General features: G+C 42.3%; 27 protein-coding genes. 5 read left to right on the forward strand and 22 right to left on the reverse strand.

Annotated features, from left to right (window positions below; translation table 11 throughout):
* Positions 1-204: 204 nt before the first annotated feature.
* The 15 genes from AC58VC_RS07310 to AC58VC_RS07380 form a co-directional block, all read right to left on the reverse strand.
* Positions 205-891 (reverse strand): nucleoside/nucleotide kinase family protein, encoded by a 687-nt coding sequence (locus AC58VC_RS07310; protein ID WP_497368178.1) that lies wholly within the window; start codon positions 889-891, stop codon positions 205-207.
* Positions 892-1015: 124 nt separating this feature from the next.
* Positions 1016-1567, reverse strand: a complete 552-nt coding sequence (locus tag AC58VC_RS07315; RefSeq protein WP_497368179.1) for a hypothetical protein — start codon at positions 1565-1567, stop codon at positions 1016-1018.
* Between the two features lie 200 nt (positions 1568-1767).
* Positions 1768-2229 (reverse strand): MEKHLA domain-containing protein, encoded by a 462-nt coding sequence (locus AC58VC_RS07320; protein WP_497368180.1) that lies wholly within the window; start codon positions 2227-2229, stop codon positions 1768-1770.
* A gap of 184 nt (positions 2230-2413) precedes the next feature.
* A complete protein-coding gene (locus tag AC58VC_RS07325) occupies positions 2414-3226 on the reverse strand; it encodes a P-loop NTPase family protein (protein WP_497368181.1) in 813 nt (270 codons plus the stop codon).
* A 22-nt stretch (positions 3227-3248) separates the two neighbouring features.
* Positions 3249-3593, reverse strand: a complete 345-nt coding sequence (locus AC58VC_RS07330; protein WP_497368182.1) for a hypothetical protein — start codon at positions 3591-3593, stop codon at positions 3249-3251.
* 6 nt (positions 3594-3599) lie between these two features.
* Entirely contained in the window at positions 3600-4031 is a 432-nt protein-coding gene (locus AC58VC_RS07335) for a hypothetical protein (RefSeq protein ID WP_497368183.1), read from the reverse strand.
* Between the two features lie 12 nt (positions 4032-4043).
* Positions 4044-4409, reverse strand: coding sequence for a DUF2089 domain-containing protein (locus tag AC58VC_RS07340; RefSeq protein ID WP_497368184.1), 366 nt, complete (start codon positions 4407-4409; stop codon positions 4044-4046).
* A gap of 216 nt (positions 4410-4625) precedes the next feature.
* The gene (locus AC58VC_RS07345; RefSeq protein WP_497368185.1) at positions 4626-5870 is read right to left on the reverse strand and encodes a serine hydrolase domain-containing protein; all 1245 of its coding nucleotides are present in this window, start codon (positions 5868-5870) and stop codon (positions 4626-4628) included.
* 13 nt (positions 5871-5883) lie between these two features.
* Complete coding sequence (locus tag AC58VC_RS07350) at positions 5884-6750, reverse strand: pentapeptide repeat-containing protein (protein WP_497368186.1); 867 nt, start codon at positions 6748-6750, stop codon at positions 5884-5886.
* Positions 6751-6766: 16 nt separating this feature from the next.
* A complete protein-coding gene (locus tag AC58VC_RS07355; RefSeq protein WP_497368187.1) occupies positions 6767-7096 on the reverse strand; it encodes a PadR family transcriptional regulator in 330 nt (109 codons plus the stop codon).
* Positions 7097-7198: 102 nt separating this feature from the next.
* Positions 7199-7723: a P-loop NTPase family protein gene (locus tag AC58VC_RS07360; protein ID WP_497368188.1), complete on the reverse strand. Its 525-nt coding sequence runs from the start codon at positions 7721-7723 to the stop codon at positions 7199-7201.
* A 34-nt stretch (positions 7724-7757) separates the two neighbouring features.
* On the reverse strand, positions 7758-8360 hold the full coding sequence (locus AC58VC_RS07365; RefSeq protein ID WP_497368189.1) for a hypothetical protein: 603 nt from the start codon (positions 8358-8360) through the stop codon (positions 7758-7760).
* Between the two features lie 192 nt (positions 8361-8552).
* Positions 8553-8714: a hypothetical protein gene (locus tag AC58VC_RS07370; protein ID WP_497368190.1), complete on the reverse strand. Its 162-nt coding sequence runs from the start codon at positions 8712-8714 to the stop codon at positions 8553-8555.
* A gap of 19 nt (positions 8715-8733) precedes the next feature.
* Entirely contained in the window at positions 8734-9498 is a 765-nt protein-coding gene (locus tag AC58VC_RS07375; RefSeq protein WP_497368191.1) for a cyclase family protein, read from the reverse strand.
* Positions 9499-9540: 42 nt separating this feature from the next.
* Complete coding sequence (locus AC58VC_RS07380; protein ID WP_497368192.1) at positions 9541-10248, reverse strand: ArsR/SmtB family transcription factor; 708 nt, start codon at positions 10246-10248, stop codon at positions 9541-9543.
* Positions 10249-10373: 125 nt separating this feature from the next.
* Here AC58VC_RS07380 and AC58VC_RS07385 point away from each other — a divergent pair, with 125 nt between their 5' ends.
* Together AC58VC_RS07385 and AC58VC_RS07390 are read left to right on the forward strand one after the other, a co-directional pair.
* Positions 10374-10994: a flavin reductase family protein gene (locus AC58VC_RS07385; RefSeq protein WP_497368988.1), complete on the forward strand. Its 621-nt coding sequence runs from the start codon at positions 10374-10376 to the stop codon at positions 10992-10994.
* 109 nt (positions 10995-11103) lie between these two features.
* On the forward strand, positions 11104-11376 hold the full coding sequence (locus AC58VC_RS07390; RefSeq protein ID WP_497368193.1) for a hypothetical protein: 273 nt from the start codon (positions 11104-11106) through the stop codon (positions 11374-11376).
* Positions 11377-11444: 68 nt separating this feature from the next.
* On the opposite strand, the gene AC58VC_RS07395 is transcribed toward AC58VC_RS07390, so the two are convergent.
* The 4 genes from AC58VC_RS07395 to AC58VC_RS07410 all read right to left on the reverse strand — a co-directional run bounded on the left by AC58VC_RS07395 (position 11445) and on the right by AC58VC_RS07410 (position 15831).
* On the reverse strand, positions 11445-12503 hold the full coding sequence (locus AC58VC_RS07395; protein WP_497368194.1) for a Ger(x)C family spore germination protein: 1059 nt from the start codon (positions 12501-12503) through the stop codon (positions 11445-11447).
* Positions 12490-13647: a GerAB/ArcD/ProY family transporter gene (locus AC58VC_RS07400; protein ID WP_497368195.1), complete on the reverse strand. Its 1158-nt coding sequence runs from the start codon at positions 13645-13647 to the stop codon at positions 12490-12492. The genes AC58VC_RS07395 and AC58VC_RS07400 overlap by 14 nt, the downstream gene beginning before the upstream one ends.
* Positions 13566-14879, reverse strand: coding sequence for a spore germination protein (locus tag AC58VC_RS07405; RefSeq protein ID WP_497368196.1), 1314 nt, complete (start codon positions 14877-14879; stop codon positions 13566-13568). Before AC58VC_RS07405 ends, AC58VC_RS07400 begins: the two co-directional genes overlap by 82 nt.
* 190 nt (positions 14880-15069) lie before the next feature.
* Positions 15070-15831 carry an SDR family oxidoreductase gene (locus AC58VC_RS07410; RefSeq protein ID WP_497368197.1) on the reverse strand — a complete coding sequence of 254 codons (762 nt, stop codon included), beginning with the start codon at positions 15829-15831 and terminating at the stop codon, positions 15070-15072.
* A 109-nt stretch (positions 15832-15940) separates the two neighbouring features.
* On the opposite strand from AC58VC_RS07410, the gene AC58VC_RS07415 reads away from it, so the two are divergent.
* Positions 15941-17371, forward strand: coding sequence for a hypothetical protein (locus tag AC58VC_RS07415; RefSeq protein ID WP_497368198.1), 1431 nt, complete (start codon positions 15941-15943; stop codon positions 17369-17371).
* Positions 17372-17397: 26 nt separating this feature from the next.
* Here the strand turns inward: AC58VC_RS07415 and AC58VC_RS07420 are convergent, their stop codons facing one another.
* A complete protein-coding gene (locus AC58VC_RS07420; protein ID WP_497368199.1) occupies positions 17398-17985 on the reverse strand; it encodes an NAD(P)H-dependent oxidoreductase in 588 nt (195 codons plus the stop codon).
* A 119-nt stretch (positions 17986-18104) separates the two neighbouring features.
* Between AC58VC_RS07420 and AC58VC_RS07425 the strand changes: the two genes are divergently transcribed.
* Positions 18105-18533: a MarR family winged helix-turn-helix transcriptional regulator gene (locus AC58VC_RS07425; RefSeq protein WP_497368200.1), complete on the forward strand. Its 429-nt coding sequence runs from the start codon at positions 18105-18107 to the stop codon at positions 18531-18533.
* A gap of 92 nt (positions 18534-18625) precedes the next feature.
* Here the strand turns inward: AC58VC_RS07425 and AC58VC_RS07430 are convergent, their stop codons facing one another.
* Positions 18626-19000, reverse strand: a complete 375-nt coding sequence (locus tag AC58VC_RS07430; RefSeq protein WP_497368201.1) for a winged helix-turn-helix transcriptional regulator — start codon at positions 18998-19000, stop codon at positions 18626-18628.
* Between the two features lie 248 nt (positions 19001-19248).
* Between AC58VC_RS07430 and AC58VC_RS07435 the strand changes: the two genes are divergently transcribed.
* Positions 19249-19791: an NAD(P)H-dependent oxidoreductase gene (locus AC58VC_RS07435; protein WP_497368202.1), complete on the forward strand. Its 543-nt coding sequence runs from the start codon at positions 19249-19251 to the stop codon at positions 19789-19791.
* Positions 19792-19938: 147 nt separating this feature from the next.
* On the opposite strand, the gene AC58VC_RS07440 is transcribed toward AC58VC_RS07435, so the two are convergent.
* Positions 19939-21525 carry a stalk domain-containing protein gene (locus tag AC58VC_RS07440; protein ID WP_497368203.1) on the reverse strand — a complete coding sequence of 529 codons (1587 nt, stop codon included), beginning with the start codon at positions 21523-21525 and terminating at the stop codon, positions 19939-19941.
* Positions 21526-21531 lie beyond the last annotated feature (6 nt).

Genomic DNA, 21531 nt, shown 5'->3' on the forward strand with positions numbered 1-21531 from the left:
CCGGCTAATAAATACAAATAACTGGAAAAAATACCGCTAATTCACTCCGACTCCCCTACTACCGGCTCAATCGTCTCCATTAACAGGAGAAATTCCATGTATTCACCCAGTAGCTTTGTTACTCAAATAAATAGCGGTAGTATTTCCCGTTAATCTAAGGGGGAGCTGCAGCAGCTAGTTATGTTCTGCTCCATAGTTTACTTGCTAAAATTGCCATTGGAGTATGGGGATCTCAATATTTCGATTATCGATAAAAGCATGTGCGCGAGATGTTGGTGCGGTAAGTTTTTCATAGAGCTCGTGGGTTGGAACCCATAACCGTCGGTATCTCTCCTCAACAACCTCTATAGAGCCAACCCACTTCACATCCCTTTGCTTGGCACGAATTACCATAGTTTCAAAATCAATGTCAAGCCAAATAACATAATCCCAGTGACTAGCCAACTCGGGGCGTTGAAGAAAGACACCGTCAATAATGGCAATATCCTGGTCACTCACCTGGTGCCACTTCTCTGGCACCTCTGCATCGTTAAATGAATCCCAAAGTGCAGTTCTACATCTTCGATTCCCGCCAGTGCTAAGTGGTCGCAGAAGCAAGTTACTAATTTCGCTATAATCAAATCCCTGATCATAATATGAACGAGGTGTCCATTCACCACGCTGCGAACGATATTTATGCCCTGGTAGATGGAAATCGTCGATGGATGCTCGCAAGACACCACGATTATGAGTGCGAATTGCTATTGCCAGTTCATCAGCTAGTGTTGTCTTGCCGGCTGCTGAACGTCCATCCACAGCCACTCTCGTCGGATGGTCCAAGTGTAATAAGACAATTGCTTCAGCTAATGCATTGATTACTGAACTTCTTGAAGCATTAGGTGTGATAGACATTGTAACCCCCCTTAGACGTATGGAAAAGGAATTGGCTATAAGGTTGGGTCAATCTTTTTTATCTCAGCAACGAGATTCATGACCATAATAAAACATGTATGCCCATTCTCATATGGGTGACTGTTTACTTTTCAGGTAACAGGCCTAAATCATTTGCCATGAAACTTTGGCTGCCATATTGACTTGGCAAATGTCCTTGAACCTGATGCCATCCTTCTGAGTCCTCCCACACAATCCGTAACTCTGCAGTTTGTTCCATCGTAGAGCGCCATGATGGATCAAGGTGTGTGTCCCATCCATGTGACCATTCCCAAATATTGAATTGATTTGGCTGTAATTCTGAACATGCCAATTTCGATTTAGAATCAAAGCTCATGCGTTCCCAACCAAACAGTCGGTTGCCGACATACACATGTATGTTTCTTGCCGCGTCCGTACCGAGATTTTTTAGATTTACCTCATAAGAAACAATAGATAACGGCTTCGGGTCATTTATAGGCTTGGCCTCATAAAGCAACATATTTGGTCTTATTTCCCAATTTGGAACTGTTGAACTTAAGTTAATCGGCGGCTCAACATTGTTACAATCAGCAATTTGTTTGGCATGATCTTTCTCACATCCAACCAAAGATAATAACACTACAATCAAAAAGAAAAAACAAACAACTTTCCTCACTAAAATCCTCCGTAAATATACGTTAATTCCATAGCTATTAAATGACTATTACACTAGATATTCGAGGTTATCTTGTATTTTCCTTTTTCAACCATAGTGTCTAAGAACCCAGTCCCGAAGCACATCAATACCACCAGGTTGAATGGAGGCTTCCAAGTGACGCGTAATCTTGTAGTGGTCACATATTCAGGATTGTTAGTTCAAATATACCGATACTTCCGGAAAGTAGCGGCTTGTCCGTGGTTATGACCGGTCTCATCGATGAGATTCCACACCGTCGTATCCACGATATAAAATCGTCGGCCCGTACTGGAAATCCGGATTCCCGTGTAGTTGTCGATGAAGCCTTGTTCATTGACGGTTCTCAGGAAATGGTCTCGCGCCTCCTGTTCCATCGGCTCCGCTGTCAATCGCGACGGTGTGACCGTAAACGTATGCCAATCCATTTCCCATAACTTCTGTGCTGTTAGGTTGCCGAAATTGAGCACCGGGTCCGGCTCCCGTCCATGGGAAAGGACGATGAAAGGGAGATGATAAAGCTTATCGAGTTCCGTTCCAGGTAATGGCTTTTCTTCCAACAGTTTCTTCCCTGTTAAGCGCTCGTAACTAGCAATGATTAAACGGGCATGGTCGTTCGTCGCTCCGATACCAGTAATTTTCATGGTGTTGTTCCCCTATCCATTTGATTTTCTATGTTGCTATTCCGAATTTTCAGTGTAAAATCTTATTGAATCCTCGACAAATTATGAAATGATTAGTAAAACATAAAAATATTTATAAGACAGAATAGATCTGCTAGACAAATGAATAACAAAAAAACAGCTGGTTTATTTTCGCCAGCTGCCTTTAATTTTTAAATATACAGTCTACCATTTTATTGAAGACATCATCCCAGTTTAATTGGTTTACATTTACAAACGTATTTTCAATCCTATAGGTTGGAAAAGAAAGACGATCTAGCAACATCCATTCAATCCGCTTCCGATTTTCCATAAATTTAATGTTCTTTTCCGTTGCGAACCGGGGTTTTGAACGAATAGTGGAAATCCAAACCTGTTGATCTCTCACACTCGGTTGAGTTAAATAAATCAGCACAGGATTCAAAGCAGCAATCTGATCCGCGATTCCCTGTATATGTAACTCGATTTGGCGGTCATCTGCTTGATAGTGCCCTAATAAATCATGAATCTGATGCTGAAAAAACACCGCTTCCAGCACATAGATAACCTCATCTGAAGTACTAGCAGCCTCAGTGAAACGTCTCCATTGCCTCTGGATTGAAGAGGTAAACTCTGAAAGAGTCGCTACCGGTGAATCTGTCCAGCATAGCTCGTGAGATTTCAGTTCGGCGTAAAGCGCATCCTGCTCAGTGAACGCTTGGACTTCACGGTAGGGAAGCAAATAATTACTGCCATCGTTAATGACACGCGAACGGATGTCGTTAGCTACGTCCGGATATCGCTTCAGAAGTTCCGGATATTCCTTTTCTCGAAAGAAAGCGTGCCAATTCAGGCTCACAGGATGTCCCTTAGCAGCCTCATCATAGAAAAGGGAAGAACTGCCTTGCTGTAACAAGTAGCGATGCAATCGCTCTGCTAAGGTTGATTTGCCCGTGCCGCACAACCCTTCAACCAAAATCAATTTGCTATTCTTTCGCATGCGATTTGCTCCTCAAGAAGGCCTACAATTTAATCAACACTTCCGTACCGTCCTTGGCCTGGACATCAACCAGAACCGTCCCTTTACATCGTTGCAACTCGTTAATGAGCCGCCTGATTGCTTGCTTCGTATTTCGGTTTTCAAGAGTTGACAGTACCAGCTCAAACCCAAACCGACTGCTGTCCCAATCGAACTCAAGCTTGGGACTCGAGTGCCAACTCACATGTTGGTCTTGCTGGTACAGCCAATCCCTCATTTTGCGCTGAATGATGTAGGAAGTCAGGATACCACTTCCCATGCGTAATACAGAATAAGGGACTGGAATCGTTAAAGCGAGCTTTTTGTTCTTAACCTTCACAATGATCATGACCGATCACTCAATTACTACGGTGACTGTATCATTTTCACCAGATCGAACGTCAACGATTTGCCCGTCAAGTTCGTTCTCGATGGCATCGATCAACAGGCTGATATCGATATCCTTCACATATTTCGCAGCCTGCGGAATATTGGACGCGATACTGTGCCCCGCAACGAAAACTGCTTTCACCAGTTTAATCGGCAAATTGATGTTGACGTTATCGTTTTCTTGGGAGGTTACACGTATTTTCAATGTTTTGTCTAAATATCTGCTTGATACCGATGAAAGTTTCTTCGAATAGTCAGGTTTACCCATCACCTGCATGATTTGCGATGAATGAGCCGTTTGCTTCTCTTTTAGCGCGTCAATCAACTCCGAAGCCTTGACTGAATCAATTTTGCCTTCTTGCATCATGGACAACACTCTGCTGATTTCTTCTTTCATCGTTGTTCCTCCTTATTCGTCTTTCAACATTTTGACCGCTTCATCCGCAGTGATTTCGCCATTCTCCAGCATGGAAATGATCTTCTTCTCATCGAATTCCGGCTTCTTGCGCGTCTCGTATCCGAGGGCTGTGATGATATCATTAAGCTTGCCGCGCACCGTCGGGTAAGATATGCCCAGCTCTTTCTCAACTTCCTTAATGTTGCCCCTGTTCACAAGAAAGGTGTACACAAAATGGAGCTGTTCGGGTGAGAGTAGAGCCAACTTTGATAATTCAAATGTGTTCTCAATCGTCGTCCGGCAATGTCCGCATGCCAGTTTGACGGCGTGCAGCGAATGGTCACATACAGGACACTGTGTGATAATAGGATATTTCATACTCCACTCCTTTCTTTATTTAAATTATAATTCAAATAATTGAATATATGAATACATTAAGTTAATTTTATTAACTTAAAAATTGATAATATTAATTTTCCAAATCCTATCTTTGTTCATTGAACGTCAAGGGTGCCATTATCTAATCCATCACAAAAAGGCCGATGACATTCATCGGCCTTCTTATAAACAAGCGACAACACATAAGGCTTGCTGTTAGTCTTCGATTGCCTGATAAACCGTAGTCCAGAAGTCGTGGATAAGCCTCGCTGAATCCGGAGTGGACATCCCGACCTGAGTAAGCAGGAATCCAGTGAGCTGGTTGTCTGGATCGGCGTAAGTCGAGGTACCGCTTCCGCCGTCCCAACCGAACTGGCCGATGGACGCATAGTCACCACGGTAGGTGCGCACCGCCATGCCGAATCCCCAACCGCCGTGCTGACCTTGGCCGAATGACAAATGGACGTTGTTGATGGCCATGGCGTTTCGGACCGCTTGCTGCTCCGGCGTGAGGCGGTTGGTTGTCATCAGCTGAATGGCTGGCCGGGACAGAATCCGTTCGGTCCCGTGCATCCCCTCATTCAGCAGCATCTGGTAGTAGGCGTGATAGTCATCCACGGTGGAGGTTAGTCCTCCTCCTCCGCCTTGGAACGCCGGATTCAGATTGTAGCGTCCACCCTTCGCCTCATCCCACACGTTGAACTCCCCAGTTTGTGGGTTAGGGGCGTAGAGGGGCGGCAGCCGGTCGATCTTGTTGTCGGGCACGTGGAAACTAGTGTCCTTCATACCCAGAGGGTCGAAAATGCGATCACGCAGGAACGTCTCAAACGACTGCCCCGTTACCCTGGCGACGAGCACGCCGAGTACATCGTTGCTAATGTGATACTGCCAGCGCTCTCCAGGCTGGTGCATCAATGGAAGCGTGCCGAGTCGGCGCATCCACTCATCCGGTTCGGGCATCGGCGTCGGCAGATCCGGCGTGAGTCCCTGCTCGAAGATTGCGCCCATGATCGGAGTGCCCAGCAACGTTATATCCATGCCGAGCCCGAACGTGGAGGTCAACAGGTCCCTTACGGTAATCGGCCGCCGCGCCGGCACAGTGTCGTCCAGCGGGCCGTCGACCCGTTTCAGAACTCGCCGATCGGCGAGTTCTGGCAGCCATGGATCAACCGGGTCGTCTAGCCGCAGCTTGCACTCGTCGAGCAGGATCATCACAGGCGCAACAGCGACCGGTTTCGAAGTGGACGCCATCCGAAAGATCGTGTCCCGGCTCATTGGCGCACCACCGTCATGGCGCATTGTACCGATCGCTTCGACGTGCGTCTCACCCTTCCGGCTGATTAGAGCCACGAGCCCAGGAATCTTCCCTGACTCGACATGCCGTTCCAGTACATCGCGCATTCTGATAAGCCCTGTTTTGGAGAAGCCGCTGTTAGTTGGTTCCGTTGTGATCTTTGTCATTTGTTTTCCCTCCTTATCGAATCGTAACTTTGGATAGATCGGCTCCCATACCTTTGAGCAGCGCATAAGTCAGTTTATCCATTGTTGCCCCGTCGAAGATGACGGTTTTGATCATACGATAGTACTTATTAGTGAGAGTAAACCCAGGCTGGAAAGAAACATTATTAAATGTAGCGCCTCTGAAAGAGACTTCGGTTAAGGCTGCTTTGTCAAACTTAACACCGATAAATGTCTGTCCATCCAAACGTTGCCCAGAAAGATCCGTGTATTTGAAGTCAACCCCATCAAATAAACAACCTTCAAAAATCGTTTTTCTAAGATCGGTCATCGTTAACGTAACATCGGTTAGTCTTACATCAGTGAATTTGGCACCGTCAAGTCCCGACTTGCTGAAATTAGTTCGTACAAGAATGGTTTTATTGAAGCTTGCATTTTTCAAATCAAGCGCGTCTAGGCTGCAGTCCGTCAGATTCGCACCGTCAAAATTGGCTTCGCGCACATCACTAGCTTTAAAAGTACTGCCAGTCAAATCTGCACCCGAAAAGTCGGAACCGTGCAGTGCGCTGCCCTTAAACTGCCCTTTATGCGCCGTAACGCCTGCAAAATCACTATCTGTCAGATTGCTTCCACTAAAGTTTGTCAGTACTTGCCGTTCCAGTGAGCGGGAGAGGTTGGCGACCTCCAGAATCGTTTGCTCGATGTCGCCGATACTCTCAACTGTCATCTTAAATGCTGTTTCATCATCTTTTCCCTCCTCTCTGAGTTCACGGTATCGTTCTTGCAAATCGGTAAGCAGGTCAGCCTTTAACTCGGCGACACTCTTCACTCCGTCGTATGGTGTAAATACGCTGTTCAGATAATTCGTTAATTTGGGATTCATCCTATCAAATCACTCCTTATACTAAGCTCTCTAACACGCGTTTTGCATACTCCCAATTGCTTTTGTTGCGATCGTAAGTGTTCTTACCCTTTTCGGTTATCCTAAAATATTTGCGCCTTCCGCCCTGTGATTCATCGCCCCAATACCACTCGATGTCGCCATCTGCTTCAAGCCGCCGGAAGCTGGAATACATCGTGGCTTCTTTAAGTTCATACTCGCCGCCCGAACGCTCGGCAATCAGCTTGACAATCTCGTAACCGTAACGATCAGCTTCGGCCAAAAGCCGTAGTATCATTGTATCTGTATGTCCTCGCAACAGGTCGGATGTGATCTTGTTCTCGCTCATACAATCACCTCCATAGCTGTATAATAAGGCATACTACTATACCTGTCAATGTACTACTCTCATTATATTACTGAATAAAGCGCTTTCGTAACGATTTACGCGTTAGTTTAGAGAGCTTATAAATTCACTTGTATCTTTTAGTGTTATGGACTTAGAAGAATGTTCTGCTAACTTATTCATAACTTTTGGTTTAATATTATTTTCAAAATTATCATTCCAGATAAACATGTTTTTGAATATGTCCAAATTCGGTTTATAGTTGGATTTTTCTATTCTGAGTACCTGTAAAATAAATCTTCGGATTATTCGATACTTTCGTTTCGAATAATTCGTATCCAAAAATATAATTAAATCGGCATTATGAAAACTTTGGAAAACCCATTCGTTATAATGAGCCCCCTCTATAATCCAACTATTGGAATGAACAATTGATCTGAATAGCTGATCTCTCTCTTCATCAGTTCTTCTAATGTCTCTTGGTTTATGCCTCTTCCAAACAACATTATCCAATTCGTAATGTGGAATTAGCAGTTTATTTGATAAATCTCTGGCTAATGTTGTTTTACCACTTCCCACGGAACCTATAATATGCACTTTTTTCATGGGAATTTTATTAAAATCAGCCATTCAAGCTCCCTCCACATGAACATGAACGTTAAAATTAATTGATATGAAAGACGATTTCATCCTCTTTTCGTCTATCCCTTATGAGGGTACCCAAATCCCTAAAGACAAACTTCATCCCCGAGATATCGTCAGGTAATGCTGGTGATACAACATAGTTAAAGGAAAAATGTCCTGAGCTACCTCCTCCACTTTCGGTGTGACAATGGTAACTATCTCCTAGATACAATTCGAAATGTTTAGGTCTATTAGACTTTTGCGAGTCATCACTCCGTACATCCCAATCAATATTAAAAGTAATAACACTCGCATTACTGTATTGCCGCATCGCGATCAAGGTATAGAAAAACTCATCACGTTCCACTGAATTCAGAATTGGGACGTGTTTTTGAAAGCCAGAAGGCTCGACGGTCGGTCTATAAAGCTCCTCGTTTCTCAATACATGGAAGACTGATTTCAAATAATCCTCAAAGAGGTCAAAAGAAATAGCCCACTTCTCAATATTCTCAAAGTGCGGATAACCTGGATTATTGCTCGAAATTTCTTTGCGTTGTTTTAGCAATTCGCAAATTTGTTCATCAATAGGAAATAATCGCTCGTCATAATACTCCGTCGGTCGCTCAAATGGCATCCGTTTCATCGAATCCTCCTTCAATGGCTATTAAACTGCTCTTCACCATACTAGCATATTTTGGTAACGTTTTCCCAGATTCAATTACCAATTCATGTAGCAGTGCTTAGCACTCAATTGCTCCACTAAACGATAAAAGACCGCCGGATCAAACTCCGCGCGGCCCCACATTCATGCTGTCTACAGTCTTATTTACCACTTTCAAGCGTGATATTTTCCGACTGGTGCATTTAATACCCATTCCAGAATTTCAATTTGGGAACGAATCGCATTTATTTCTTCAGCGTTGTCTGCAGAATTGAGCCGCTGCGCTGTCTGTTCCAACTGATTAATCATGCGCTTAATTTGATCTTCAGATCTCATATTACATACCTCCGAAATTTTAAAGATGATCGAGAAAGATTGCAACTGGCCTCGCCCAACCAGCACTTGCCCGCTCTACCTTCACAGGAAAGCATGATACTTTGAAACCAAATGGCTTGGGCAGTTGATCAAGATTCGCAAGTTTTTCAATCTGACAATATTCCTTATCCTTACCTAGATAGTGTGCCGCCCATAGCACACCTTCTCTTGGATTTTTCCGATACTCCTCAGCCTGCAAATTCAACGGAATATCCCAACCCCATCCATCCGTTCCAACTACCTTGATCCCGCATTCGAGCAACCAAAGTGTCGCTTCAGGTGAAACGCCGGCATGCAGGAATGCATAATGTTCGTTGTAAATTCGTTTATCAGCATCGCTGCGAATGAGTACAATATCCAGTGGTTTCAGGGTATAGCTGATCCGGTTCAACTCTGTAATTAGATCGTCTTTTGTAATTTCATAACCCGGCGGTTTACTGCTGAAATCAAGTACCACCCCATCCGAATAAAACCACTCCAGCGGAAGTTCGTCAATTGTTCTTGAGGGCTTGCCTTCGGAAGTCGGCCAGTAATGCCATGGTGCGTCTACGTGTGTTCCAGAATGCGTATTTAATGTGACAGTCTCTGTTGCCCATGCCTTCTTTTCAGGAAAATCCTCAGGTGAGAGACCTAGCGCAGTTGCTGCCTGGAGTGCTCCGTCCTCATGAGTGGAGTAATCAATTTTTGCTGGCAATGGCTCCCTAATTCGTGGACTGATAGGGACACTTAAATCGATAAGTTTCACTATAATTACACCTCTTCTTATCTTCTTGGTAGTCTGAACAACTCAGAGGCCCTCCCGGATCCCCCGCAGGTCAATACCAAAAGTTCGGTAAATGCCCGCTTCCCCTTCTTTTGTCACATGAACCCCACGACCCGAATCATGCCTTATAAGCCATTGGAGTTGGAATAAATGATCAGTTAATGCATGACCGAGAGATCCAGCCAGATGGTATTTCCTTTCCGTCCAATCGAGGCAGCAGCGAGAGAAAGATCTCCGCTTCTTGCGTACATCTTTGAGATGAATACCCAAATCCTTGAAAAACGTCTCTCCACTCTCGGTGATGATGTAGTCCATACCTTCTATATGCAGGTAGTTATGCGCAACCATCGATTCCGTTATCGCAACAGCTACTTGACCAGCTAAATGATCGTAACAGAAGCGAGCGTGGCGCAATGTCCGCATTTGCACGGATTCCCGCAGAGAACGCACTTCTACTGGTTTCACAAGCGTAAGTATTTGCTCGATAATTACAGCGTCCTCTTGTCTGCCGATGCGGTAATAGCGGTGACGACCGTGTTTTTCAACCATAACTATACCTGTCTCAACCATTTTTGACAAATGAAAGCTGGCCGTTTGAGGGGTCACTGCAGCAGCAGCGGCCAGTTCACCAGCAGGATGATGACGCCCATCCATTAGAAGAGCAATCATCGCAGCGCGAGAAGAGTCAGCTAGCAGGGAAGCAACTGAGGAAATATTTGACTCATGTCCCATACGTGTCTCACCTTTCTATCATTCGCATATTGTATTTCATATTTCGATGATAGTTGAAATGTCTATGTTTTACAATGGATATGGATATATCAAATCAAACATATTCGAATCGGAGGCATACAATGATGTACGAAATGTACGGTCATGACGACCACTTACCCATCCAACCTAAAATCCTGTACTACGGCATGCCAGTAATTTTGCTGACGACTATAAATGAAGATAGCACGACCAATATCAGTCCGATTTCCTCTTCTTGGGCGCTCGGGCAATATCTTGTACTCGGGATCGGCGTGAATGGGAAAGCATTTGAAAATCTCCAGCATACTCCTCAGCTTGTAATCAACATACCAGATAGCTCCCAATGGGAGAATGTTGAGAAGCTGGCACACCTTACGGGTAAATATCCGGTTCCTGAAAGTAAAATGCAGATGGGCATTCGTTATGAAAAAGACAAATTCTCTGCTGCTGGTCTTAACTCCCAAGTATCACACGTAGTGAAGCCAGATCGGATAAGAGAATGCCCACTACAAATCGAATGCGAAATCAGACAAATAACTGTACCTGATTATGCTCCTTCAATGGCTGTCGTCGAAGTCGAAGCGAAGCAGGTTCACGCCATCCCGGCCATCGTGACAAGCGGATCACACATTAACCCGTCAAGCTGGCAACCTCTTATTTATAATTTCCGTCATTATTATCCTTTAGGTACCGCACTTGGGAAAAGCTACCGAGCACAAATATAAGATTAACATTTCCAAAAATTTCTTTGTTAAATGTTTCAATTATATCCCCAATTGTTTACAGATATTATGTAGCAGTACAATAAAACATACCTTGGGAGAGTGGTACAAGATGAGTACATTCAAAACAAAATTGGTTTTACTTCTTGCAATTTCGAGTTTAATGGTTCCGAGCGTCATAAGCGCTGCAACCGAAACGGACGAAATGCCAATTCACACGTATAAGGATGGATTTGTTCAAACTTTAGTTAATGGTACCTATGTTCCTGGAAATTATGTAAATGTTAGTGAAGATACGGTAGCTGTATATGTCCCAGGCGGGGTAGGATTAATCGCTGTCGATACGGATGCTGTTTTACCGGAAGGTTCCATAGTCTTGGAATAACATATTCTAATTTACATTTGAACATCTAGCTATAAAAAAAAACAAAGGGGATCACCCCTTTGTTTTTTTTATTCTATTTTTACATGAACCTGAAAATTCACTTTTAAACTAGGGTAATATTCGTCTCTCCAGTTTTTCAACTCAGAATAAGGAATTTTATTGCGGAAATGTTGGCCAAATCCGAAAATGTCCGCTTTGTTTCTTTGGGCTTGTTCGAACAAACTGAAAAATCGCTTTTCGATCAACTTCTCAAGATCACTTTGTATCTGATCATTCGAGACGTCTTCCTTTTTTTCTAGAATTTCTATTTTTAAAGATAAATCGCTTGACACCATCAGCTCATCCGTTTTCATTGACGGTTTAATTTGTAAGGAGCTATTTTTTACCATGATGCTGGCGTAGCCAAGACTCTCAATCTTTCCCTTTGTCTGATGGTTTTGAAACAAATTAACGAATTGATTTTCACTTGGGTTAATTCTTTCCATAATCTTGCCATTTTTCAATACCGCGGATCCTTCAAAACTTAATAATGTATCTTTTCCGGAATTAACAACTGGAACGGCTATATCATTTGTATATGAAAACAAGCTTTGATAAGCTTCCCAAATGCGGGTGGTCGAAATCTCCGGTGCCCAATCAACCCCTTTATAAAAGTAGTCAATGACAGAGGTTGCATGGGCATCAAGTTTCTCGTTAATAGTTGAAAACATTTTCTCGATATTTTCATCTGTAATGGCTAGCAATGCGATTGAAGGTAATTCCTTTGATTTCATTAAAAACTTAATCACCTCACTTATATCTTCATTGTCACTTGCCAAATTGCTTTGGATAAGAATTAATCGTACCTGCTTGTAGTACAAGGCATCTTCCGTATTTGTTTTTAACTGTTCCAAAGCGCTTGAAACGCTTGCACCTTTTCGGGTTACTGTTCTTGATAATTTACTGCCTTTCTCCGTTACTGGAATATACAAGGTCACTTTGTATTGATTATCGTTTTCCCTGCGAATCCCGATGATTAAAGGAATGTCACGCTTATCTATTTCTTTAATATCCCAGCACCCGCTGAGAAGGGATAGAGACATAAGAACAATAACATTTTTGAAATTGAAATAACTAGTTCTTTTCATAACCCAACCTCCCCTTACCAGTTAAGAAACCATAGATAAGAATGGTAAAAGGAATAATAACTATAAAAAAAACATTAGAGCCTGCAGCCCACAAAGCAAATTTTTCAATCCAGGCCAGACTTGGAACAGATATAGCGAAGATGAATGCAATAAGTGAAAAGGCACTAATCCAATAAGAGGCTTTGCTTCTCTGCCAATTGAACAATTTCTGTATGATTTGACCAATCATCCATAGTAAAACAGCATTTAATATCACTGTGAACCCGACCAATGATAGACCGAAAAACATCGTTTGCTGGTTGAATACAAACCAATTCATATCAACGGAATCCGCTGCTTCTTTGGTAGGGAAAGGAAATGTAACGACAGTTTCTTGCCCAAAAATGAAGAGCGGAATATACACAACAGCTAGATAGAAACAAATCACATAAGCCCATACCCCAGTAAGTTGACCGAACGTCAAATTGGTTTCGGGAGGTACAAATCCTAAAAATAAAGACGAGAATCCCACAAGATAGAAGAAATTTATATCCGTTAAGAAATCGAGAGATGACGGCCATACCGGTAAGGCGTTCTTAAAATCAAAGTTTACAACCGAGGAAATAACGACAAAAATCACCATAAGATTAACAATGAAGAAAATGAATACGGAGGATCGCAATATCGTGCCTAAACCTTTTATAGCCGTATAGGTTGAAATGGCGAGAAGAAGAATCAATATGGCCCAGCTAGGTGTCCGAATTAAAAAAATGGACCCAATGCCTTCAGCATGATGACGAAGGCTCATCGCAACCACCGCAGTCAAATTGAGTATACAGGGGATTAGGAAAATGAATGCAACCCATCTTCCCATCTTCAAATAAATGTCGATCATATCTTTTTGAGGGAAATAATTTAAACCTTTCTTGTAGATTAACATTAAGATCAGTTGTATCAATCCGTAAGAAAGAACCACTCCCCAATGACCGGTTTTCGTTAACTTATATATGAGATTAGGATATTGTAAATAACCGAAACCCATATGCATGATAATAAAAACCAATCCAAACTGCAACCTTGAAGTCACTTTGTGTCGCCCTTTCCTTCTATGCGAAATGTCACATACGGAATGTCGCATGACGTTAAACTCGCCAAATAGATACATACAAAAGTTAAACCAGCAAATAAACCCAAAATACCGTAAACAGATGCCAAAATTAAAATGGGGTACTTTAGAGCACGAATGTACAAGGAATTTTGCACGCCAACTACCGCTGAACTTGCAATCAGCATCGCGGTGATCACAATGACTAATAAATTACTGACTAATTTCGCTTCAACCATCGCCTGGCCAAGGATAATTCCTCCAACCATTGTAATCGCAGGTCCTACACTTTTCGGAAGTCTCACAATCGCTTCAATGATTAAATCGACGATCACAACCATGGTAAGGGTTTCAATGATGGGTGTTAGTGGAATGCCTTCTCTACTTTCTGAGATAAACAAGGCGAGATCGATTTTTAAGACATCAGGGTTAACGGATGTTAACGCAACATATAAAGCGGGAAGTATAAGTGTGGCCAAGGCTCCCAATCCCCTTAGCGTTCGGATCATTAGTGACAGCCCATAAGGGAAATTGCGGTCGTTTACAGTACTCAACATATCTAAAAACAGATGAGGAAAAACAAGCGCGAAGGGATAATTGTCTAAAAAAAGAACGACTCTGTTCTTTTTTAACGAATCGATGGCTTGATTCGGAATTTCCGTTGAGAATAGATAACTCACAGGACTGAACTTACGTTGACCAAAATGCCTATTCAAGTCATCAATCGTTTCAATATCCGATACAATTTGTTTTAACTGCCGGTCAACTTTTTCAATAAGTGTACTTGGAGCTTTTCCTTTAATATACAGCAATGAAATCCTTCGCTTAGCCAGCTCTCCAACTTGATAAGAAGAATGGCACAGACGTTCCGTGTTCAGCCACTTTCGAAGCAACCCCAAGTTAACATCGATATCCTCTCCGAATGCATCCAAAGGACCATGAACGATACTTTCATTTTTAGGCTGATCAATGCTTCGACTTAGGTTACGGGAGATTGGTTCCAGTACGGCATTGTGATTGCTTTCTGATAACAGTACTAATTTGCCTTCAACAACCGCTTTTGTGATTTGCTCTGCATCAACGTCAAGCTGATCACTAAGGTTAGTGAATAGTTCGGTAATAGAAGATGACGTTTTCGCCATTTGTCGAATATATAAATTTGAATTAGTGAAGTCTATCAGCGTTTTAAATCCTAGAAGGTAAATGGCTGTTTGATCAAATTGCTCTTCCTGAATGAAAAAATCATCATGATCGGCGAATATGGATTTAATTTCTTGGACCAAATTAAGCATGAATTAAACCCCTAGTTTTAGACGTGATACTAGTTTGAGCGGCGAATGGGATTTTTATACAGGAATGTACGATAGCAAAGAGGATCAAGTTCTTGTCTTTGGGGCTCGGACAAGAACTTGATCCTCTAAGATATACGGATTCAAGACGAAGTAATTCACATTGCCAACAACCTGCATATGAGGCTGATTATTATTCAATCGAGCTTTTCGTAGCAATCCAAAGAGCTTCAGTTGTCTGATCAATATCGTCTCGTGACATGCGTAAGCGAGCGATAGCACTGCCGTATGAGATTTCCTGCTTGCCCTCATTCAAGCCTTTGAAAATTCCATCAGCAAAGGCATCAAGCGGTTCCCCAGAGGTATGCAACCCTGCGCCTCCTAAATTTGTATTAACTGCAGGAGGAACAACCTCGATGACTTCAACCGATGTAGCCGACAGTTGTTGTCTCAGGCTGATCGAAAAGGAATGAAGCGCCGCTTTTGTAGCTGAATATATAGGAGCAATCGCCAAAGGCGTAAAAGCAAGTCCTGAAGTTACATTAATAATTGCCGACTTTTGTTTTGCAGCAAAAAACGGCGCAAACAGTAAGGAAAGATGGATAGGTGCATCCAAATTACTTGCGATTTCTTTGCTGAAATAGCTCCAATTACTGCTTGCATCTACTTTCAGAACGTTAAAACGCTGCTGAATCCCCGCATTGTTCACAAGAACATTAACTTCAGGGTAGTTCGATGTTACCCACTCAAACAAGGCTATGCGATCAGTTTCATTATCCAAATTGCATACTCGAGTAATAAGATCAGGAATCTGTTCTTTTGCTTTTTGAAGAGCATCTTCACGTCTTCCGCACACGATCACTTGATTGCCTAATTTGACAAATCGCTCAGCAAAAGCTAATCCAATACCACCACTACCGCCTGTAATAAGTATCACATTACCTGAAATATTCATTATTTTCCCTCTTTCATTGTTTAATCTATAAATCTTCCCAGACGCATTTTGTATTTTCACCTTTATTTGGGAATATTACTTATATATTTTAATTGTGGGGGGTCTAGAAATGGAGCAGCGTTTGGCAATAACTGAAAAAACAATGCATGTGGCATTGCATCAATTTATCTTCCCTTTTTCCATCAATCAAAACTCTCAAAAACGTTTTAAGGAACAATTGCACAAAGATGAATTTATTCCTTTTTTTATATGCGAGACAGAGCAAGAAGATCGTTATTATGGACCAGGGTACCAAGTGTCTCACCGGGAAATAGAGCGATATTATCTACCTTTCACAAGCAGCTTCTTATTTCCTCATGAGGAAGGTTACGAGGAGGGCTTTAGACGTTATTCAAAACAAATGAATATAGCATGTTCCCTTCATTCCCCGTATTACAATTTAGCTTTTACGATTCATTCGATTGACGTTATTCTTTGCCCTTTTGATCTTGGATTTATCACGATTCGCACAGAACTAAAATGTGAGGATCTCACTTATTCACTGGCACTGGAATTCGCAAAGCGTTTTAGAGTGCTTCAAAATATGAATAAGCAAGATGACGAATCCTATATTCAAAACAACAATATGACTTTTAAAGAAAGTGAATCGTTTATTTTCCATATTTTAGGACCAAACACCTTGGCGTTTTTGGACAAGAGTCGGTTGGACGAAGTCCACTTTGAGAAGCTGCCTTTCTTTCTTGATGAATGCATGTATGTAGAATGTTTTTATTCGTTAGCTGAAGGTTCAGAAATCTCTTTAGTGGACATTTACCGAGCTGCACGTATCGATGGGTTGGATAAAGAAGGCAAGCCTTTTATTGGTGCAACTAATTTGAACTATATCAAATCATATAGCGAGCTGCACTCTTATGACAGGTGGGGTCCTGATACTTATTTTATCACTGATGAGAATGCATTTTCATGTATCACCAAACAATCTCATCCCACAGCGGTCAAAATAGCCAATAAAATGTACGGAGAGTATTATTATGGTCTGTTACTTAATTTATTTCACAAAATCGTACTGCTTAAAATTTCTAACCAATACTCACAAGTTCGTTTGGAGCAAAACCAGGGTAAAATCGAAGAACTGATTCGTTCCATTACGGATTTTTCTGCAAAGTATTATTTTATAGAAGTCGTTTCTCAGTCCCAAGGGAAAGAAATCTTCCTTCAGCTTCGCAAGTTCTATGGGAACGATGAGCTTTTTGTTGAAGTAAAACGGACGCTGACCGATCTGTTTGAATATCAATCCAATTATACGAATAAACGCGCCAGTTATATGCTTCGCATTTTAACAATCTATACCGTAATAAGCGGCATATACGGCATGAATCAAGTAATTGAAGATTTAAAAGGACCTATTAACTGGAGAAAAATGCATGACTATTCGGTATTTCAGTATTTTGCATTATTAGTTGCTGTGTCAGGAATTCTCATCGGAATTAGTTTAGCCATTGATTCTCTACGGCAACTAATTAAAAAACGCAAGTATTAAAATAGCGGCAGTCTACTTCACGAGAATTAATGAGCGACCGTTTTAAAATAGTTATATACTTTTTCTAATTTTCGTTGGTGGTTGCCTCGCGGACTCTCCATACTGCCGAATTCAAAAAACTTGACCTTTTTGATCCCAACATAGCTAAATAGCGCTTTTTTCATTAATACTTTGTGAGCATTGTTTAGCCAATATAGTGGGTATAGGACCGGTCCCTTCATACTTGAAATACACACCACCGACTTCCCCTTCAGAAGACCTTCGGCCAGTAACCCTCCCTTATCCTGAAAAGCAAATCCCGAAGCAAACATCTGATCAATATACCCCATAAGCATCGCTGGAGGTCGTCCCCACCAGATCGGATACACGAATACAATTTTGTCAGCCCACTTGAGCTGCTCCCTGTAGATGGCAAGATCAGGGTCGATGTGCATATCCCTCCTACGCTTATGTTCATTAAAAACCAGGATCGGGTTAAATCCTTCCTCATAGAGATCCAATACCCTCATTTCACTTATTTTCGGATTCTCACTACTTCCCTGGACGACTTTCTGCAAAAATGAATAACTCAAACTTTGATGATTCGGATGCGTGTAAATGATCAACGTTTTCATTGTAACACTCCTTTACTTATCTTTTGACAAGTAAATCGTAGCACACATCCTTTTTAGTTGTCAAATGATAATTGTTAAATGATAATTAATATGCTAATATTTCAGTATGAGGTGATCATGTGGACAAGAATATACTGTTTCAGAAATTCGTAACCTTTACGACCGCAGTGCACCAAGTAACGCATGATATGACGAAAGATGTGAGATCAGAATCCCTTACTCCCGTTCAATATAAGATTCTAGAATACATTGCTGTCAGCCAGCCCGTTACACTTAGCGAAATTAGTGATTGTATGCATATGTCTATGCCTAACACAAGCCGTGAGCTTAGAAAATTGACTGAAAAACATTTGTGTGAAAAGATTGCTGATGCCGAAGATCGTCGCAAGCAGTCGATCCGACTTTCAAATGAAGGTCATGCGATGATGGGCGAAGTTTTTCAACATATTGAATCGCAGCTCACCCAGAGAATCGGAACTGTATCCGATGAAGAATTGAAAGAGATTGAACGTGCATTGGATGTTCTGATGAGTAGAGTATTTTATTAAAAGTCAACAAAAAAGCCACTTGCGGGAAATAACCATCCGCAAGTGGCTTTTCTTTTTGGAAATCCCTTCTAACGACCATAATTAGTAGACGCTTATTCGGTTTCCAGTTTAGTTTCATGGATGTCATGCGTTCCGTTCATAAATTCGATATGGTGAAACCCCCACCCGCACATATCGGTCAAAATAGAGCTTAATGTTCTTCCATGCTCAGACAGTGAATATTCGACCTTTGGCGGAATCGTCTGAAATACTTGCCGAATAATAAGTTTATCTTTCTCCATTTCACGGAGCTGATTGGTAAGCATACCTTGTGTAACTTCGGGAAGCATGCGTCTCAATTCACCAAACCGTTTGGTCCCCCCTTTCATCAAAATAAACAATATCAACGGCTTCCATTTTCCACCTATCGTTTGTAAAGTAGTCACGATCCCCTGTGTTCGATACGTTTGATTTCTATCTACTTCCATGATTTTAACTCCTTGTAACGCAATTTCCGAAGCTCATACACCGACTTTACCAAAGTATCCTGAATTTCGTAAGTACTATTTTTTTACGTACTTAGTATGGTAAAACGTACTATTTCAAAGTAAATCAGATTGTAATCGTATGTATTTCCAGACTTAGTATGAAAAAAGAGCGTACTTTTCAAAAGTTTCATTCGACTCAATAATGGAGGTGTAGTAAAGCTAACTTGTAAAATCCAGGAGGTTTTAAAATGAAAACTATGATATTAGTTGCCCATCCCCATTTAGAGACATCTCGCGCAAATCGAGCATTCCTGCTTGAAATTAGTAAAAACCCCCACTTAGATGTTCGTAACCTATATCACGAGTATCCGAACTGGAAGTTTGATATCGAGAAGGAGCAACAATTACTTTTAGCCTATGATCGGATTGTTTTACAATTTCCATTTTACTGGTACAGTTGTCCGCCACTTTTAAAAAAATGGTTCGATGATGTATTTACATATGGCTGGGCTTATGGACCAGGAGGTGATTATTTGTTAGGTAAAGAATTTATTGTTGCAACAACAACGGGAGGTACGGAGAACTGCTATCGAGCAGGTGGAGACAATTGGTTCACAATTAGTGAGTTTTTAAAACCTATCCATCGAACGATTACAAAATGTAATGGAACCTATCTTCCTGCTTTTGTAACCTATCGTGCAACTTCACAGGATAACGATACCTACCTCTCACTTGAAGCTAAAAGATATGTTGAATATATTCAAACTAATTCAAGCTTGCTCATTCATTAAGCTTAAGCATAATTCCCAGTGGACTTATCAGTACGATTATTATCTGGTCCACTGGGGTTTCTCTTTTTACTTCTCCTTTTGAATGATCAATGCCTAAAAATCCTTGTACTCGGACCTGTTCATATTTTGTCCTCCATGAAAAGAGTCTCAACTCCCTTCGGGTTCTAACAACATGACATAGAAATAACCTTCGTTGCTGTAACCAGGCCCCCGCGGTGTGGCTACCGGACTGTATAACTGCACTTGATACAATCCGCTGCCTTTACTTAAGGTAAGTGGTATTCGGAACGTTCCAGCGTTTACTCCCACCAGATCCGGGGACGCAAACGAAACGAAGCCTTTACCTTCTTCAAACTTGGAAACTCCAAACGCAAAGTTGGAATCCGCCTTCCCAGTTAATATCGGAGTTGAGGTATCCGTTTTCAAATAGCCCTCTTCGCTCTGATCTAGCTTGAAGCCAGGGATTCCTACATTCAGCGGAACCGTTTCGTAGCTGCTCCTTACCGGGAAAGAAGCCGAATATAGGATACGTTCGCCTTGAACAAGCTCTGCAGTAATGCCATTATCCCCCAAATGCAGCCGAATCGGCACTTCCATCCAGGAGACTCTCTCTCCATCAGCACTTGTCTTCTGCATGGCCGAGATGAGATTGCCGAAGATGTTGTCGTTATCCAGTTTCAGAGCTATCCCTTCGTTGAAGTGGAAGTCTCTCGATGGCTCCGTCACAACAGCCTTCACGGTCAGCTTGTCGCTGGCCTCCTGAGAAGGGAAGCCATAATCCTTCACATCGTAGCTCGTATACCGAATCAATAGATTCCGGGATTCCTGGTTCCATTTTCCGATGTAACCGAACAAGCGCTCCAAATCTATGCTATATAAATAAATTTCTCCATTTTTCACCTGCGGCGGGAAGATCAGCTCGTACGTGTGTTCAGCCTGCCCTCCCCAATATGTGATCGCCTGTTTACTCCCAGGTTGTATGGAGAAAGAATAGAGCCCGTCACTTAGCTCAATGCTCTTGCTGCCTCTATTCTGAATTTTCGCAAACCCAAATTTGTCTGCAAAAAAATCCAGCTTCATATAAGGCAACCCGTTCTCCCCGAAGCCCACCTGCTCTTCCTCATAAAATTGCCCCTCTTCCCTGAAATCCAAGGATAGGCCAACATCCTTCACCGAGTGGAGCACATAGTTCGCTCCCTCTTCCCGCCAGGATTCCTGCGTCTGCTCTTTTGCAAGTGGCCTCGATTGGAAGCGGATCGTCCGTTCCGACTCGCTCCAAACTACTGTGCCGAAGGCATCGAGATCATTCAGAAGGATGGCCGTCCGTCCATCGATATTAAAGGAACGGAGTAGGGTATCGCCATAATAGGCTTGGATGTCGGTGTACAGTACATCCTTCAGGTGTGTTCCTATCGGAAGCCCGTCAGGATCTTTCCAAAGCTTTGATTCTTTCGTAGCCTGGATTCCCCCTACCTTCGGTTCAATCCGTAGCGTCCTCGCACGCGGCGACCACGACACTTCAAAGCCGCTCTCCCGCAAATCCTCTGCGGCTATGGCCGTTTCACCCGCGATATTCATGGAATGTACCGGCTTCCCATTTACATAAGCGGCGATATCGGTAGAAACCACTTCACCAACACGTTCCCCAACTGAGCTAGCCTCCACCAGACACCGGCCGTCCCAGATAACGAAGCAGCAAGCTAAAAGCATCACAGCAATCCTTCGATTTCTCATGATTTT

It is taken from the genome of Paenibacillus sp. J22R67 (assembly GCF_059692175.1).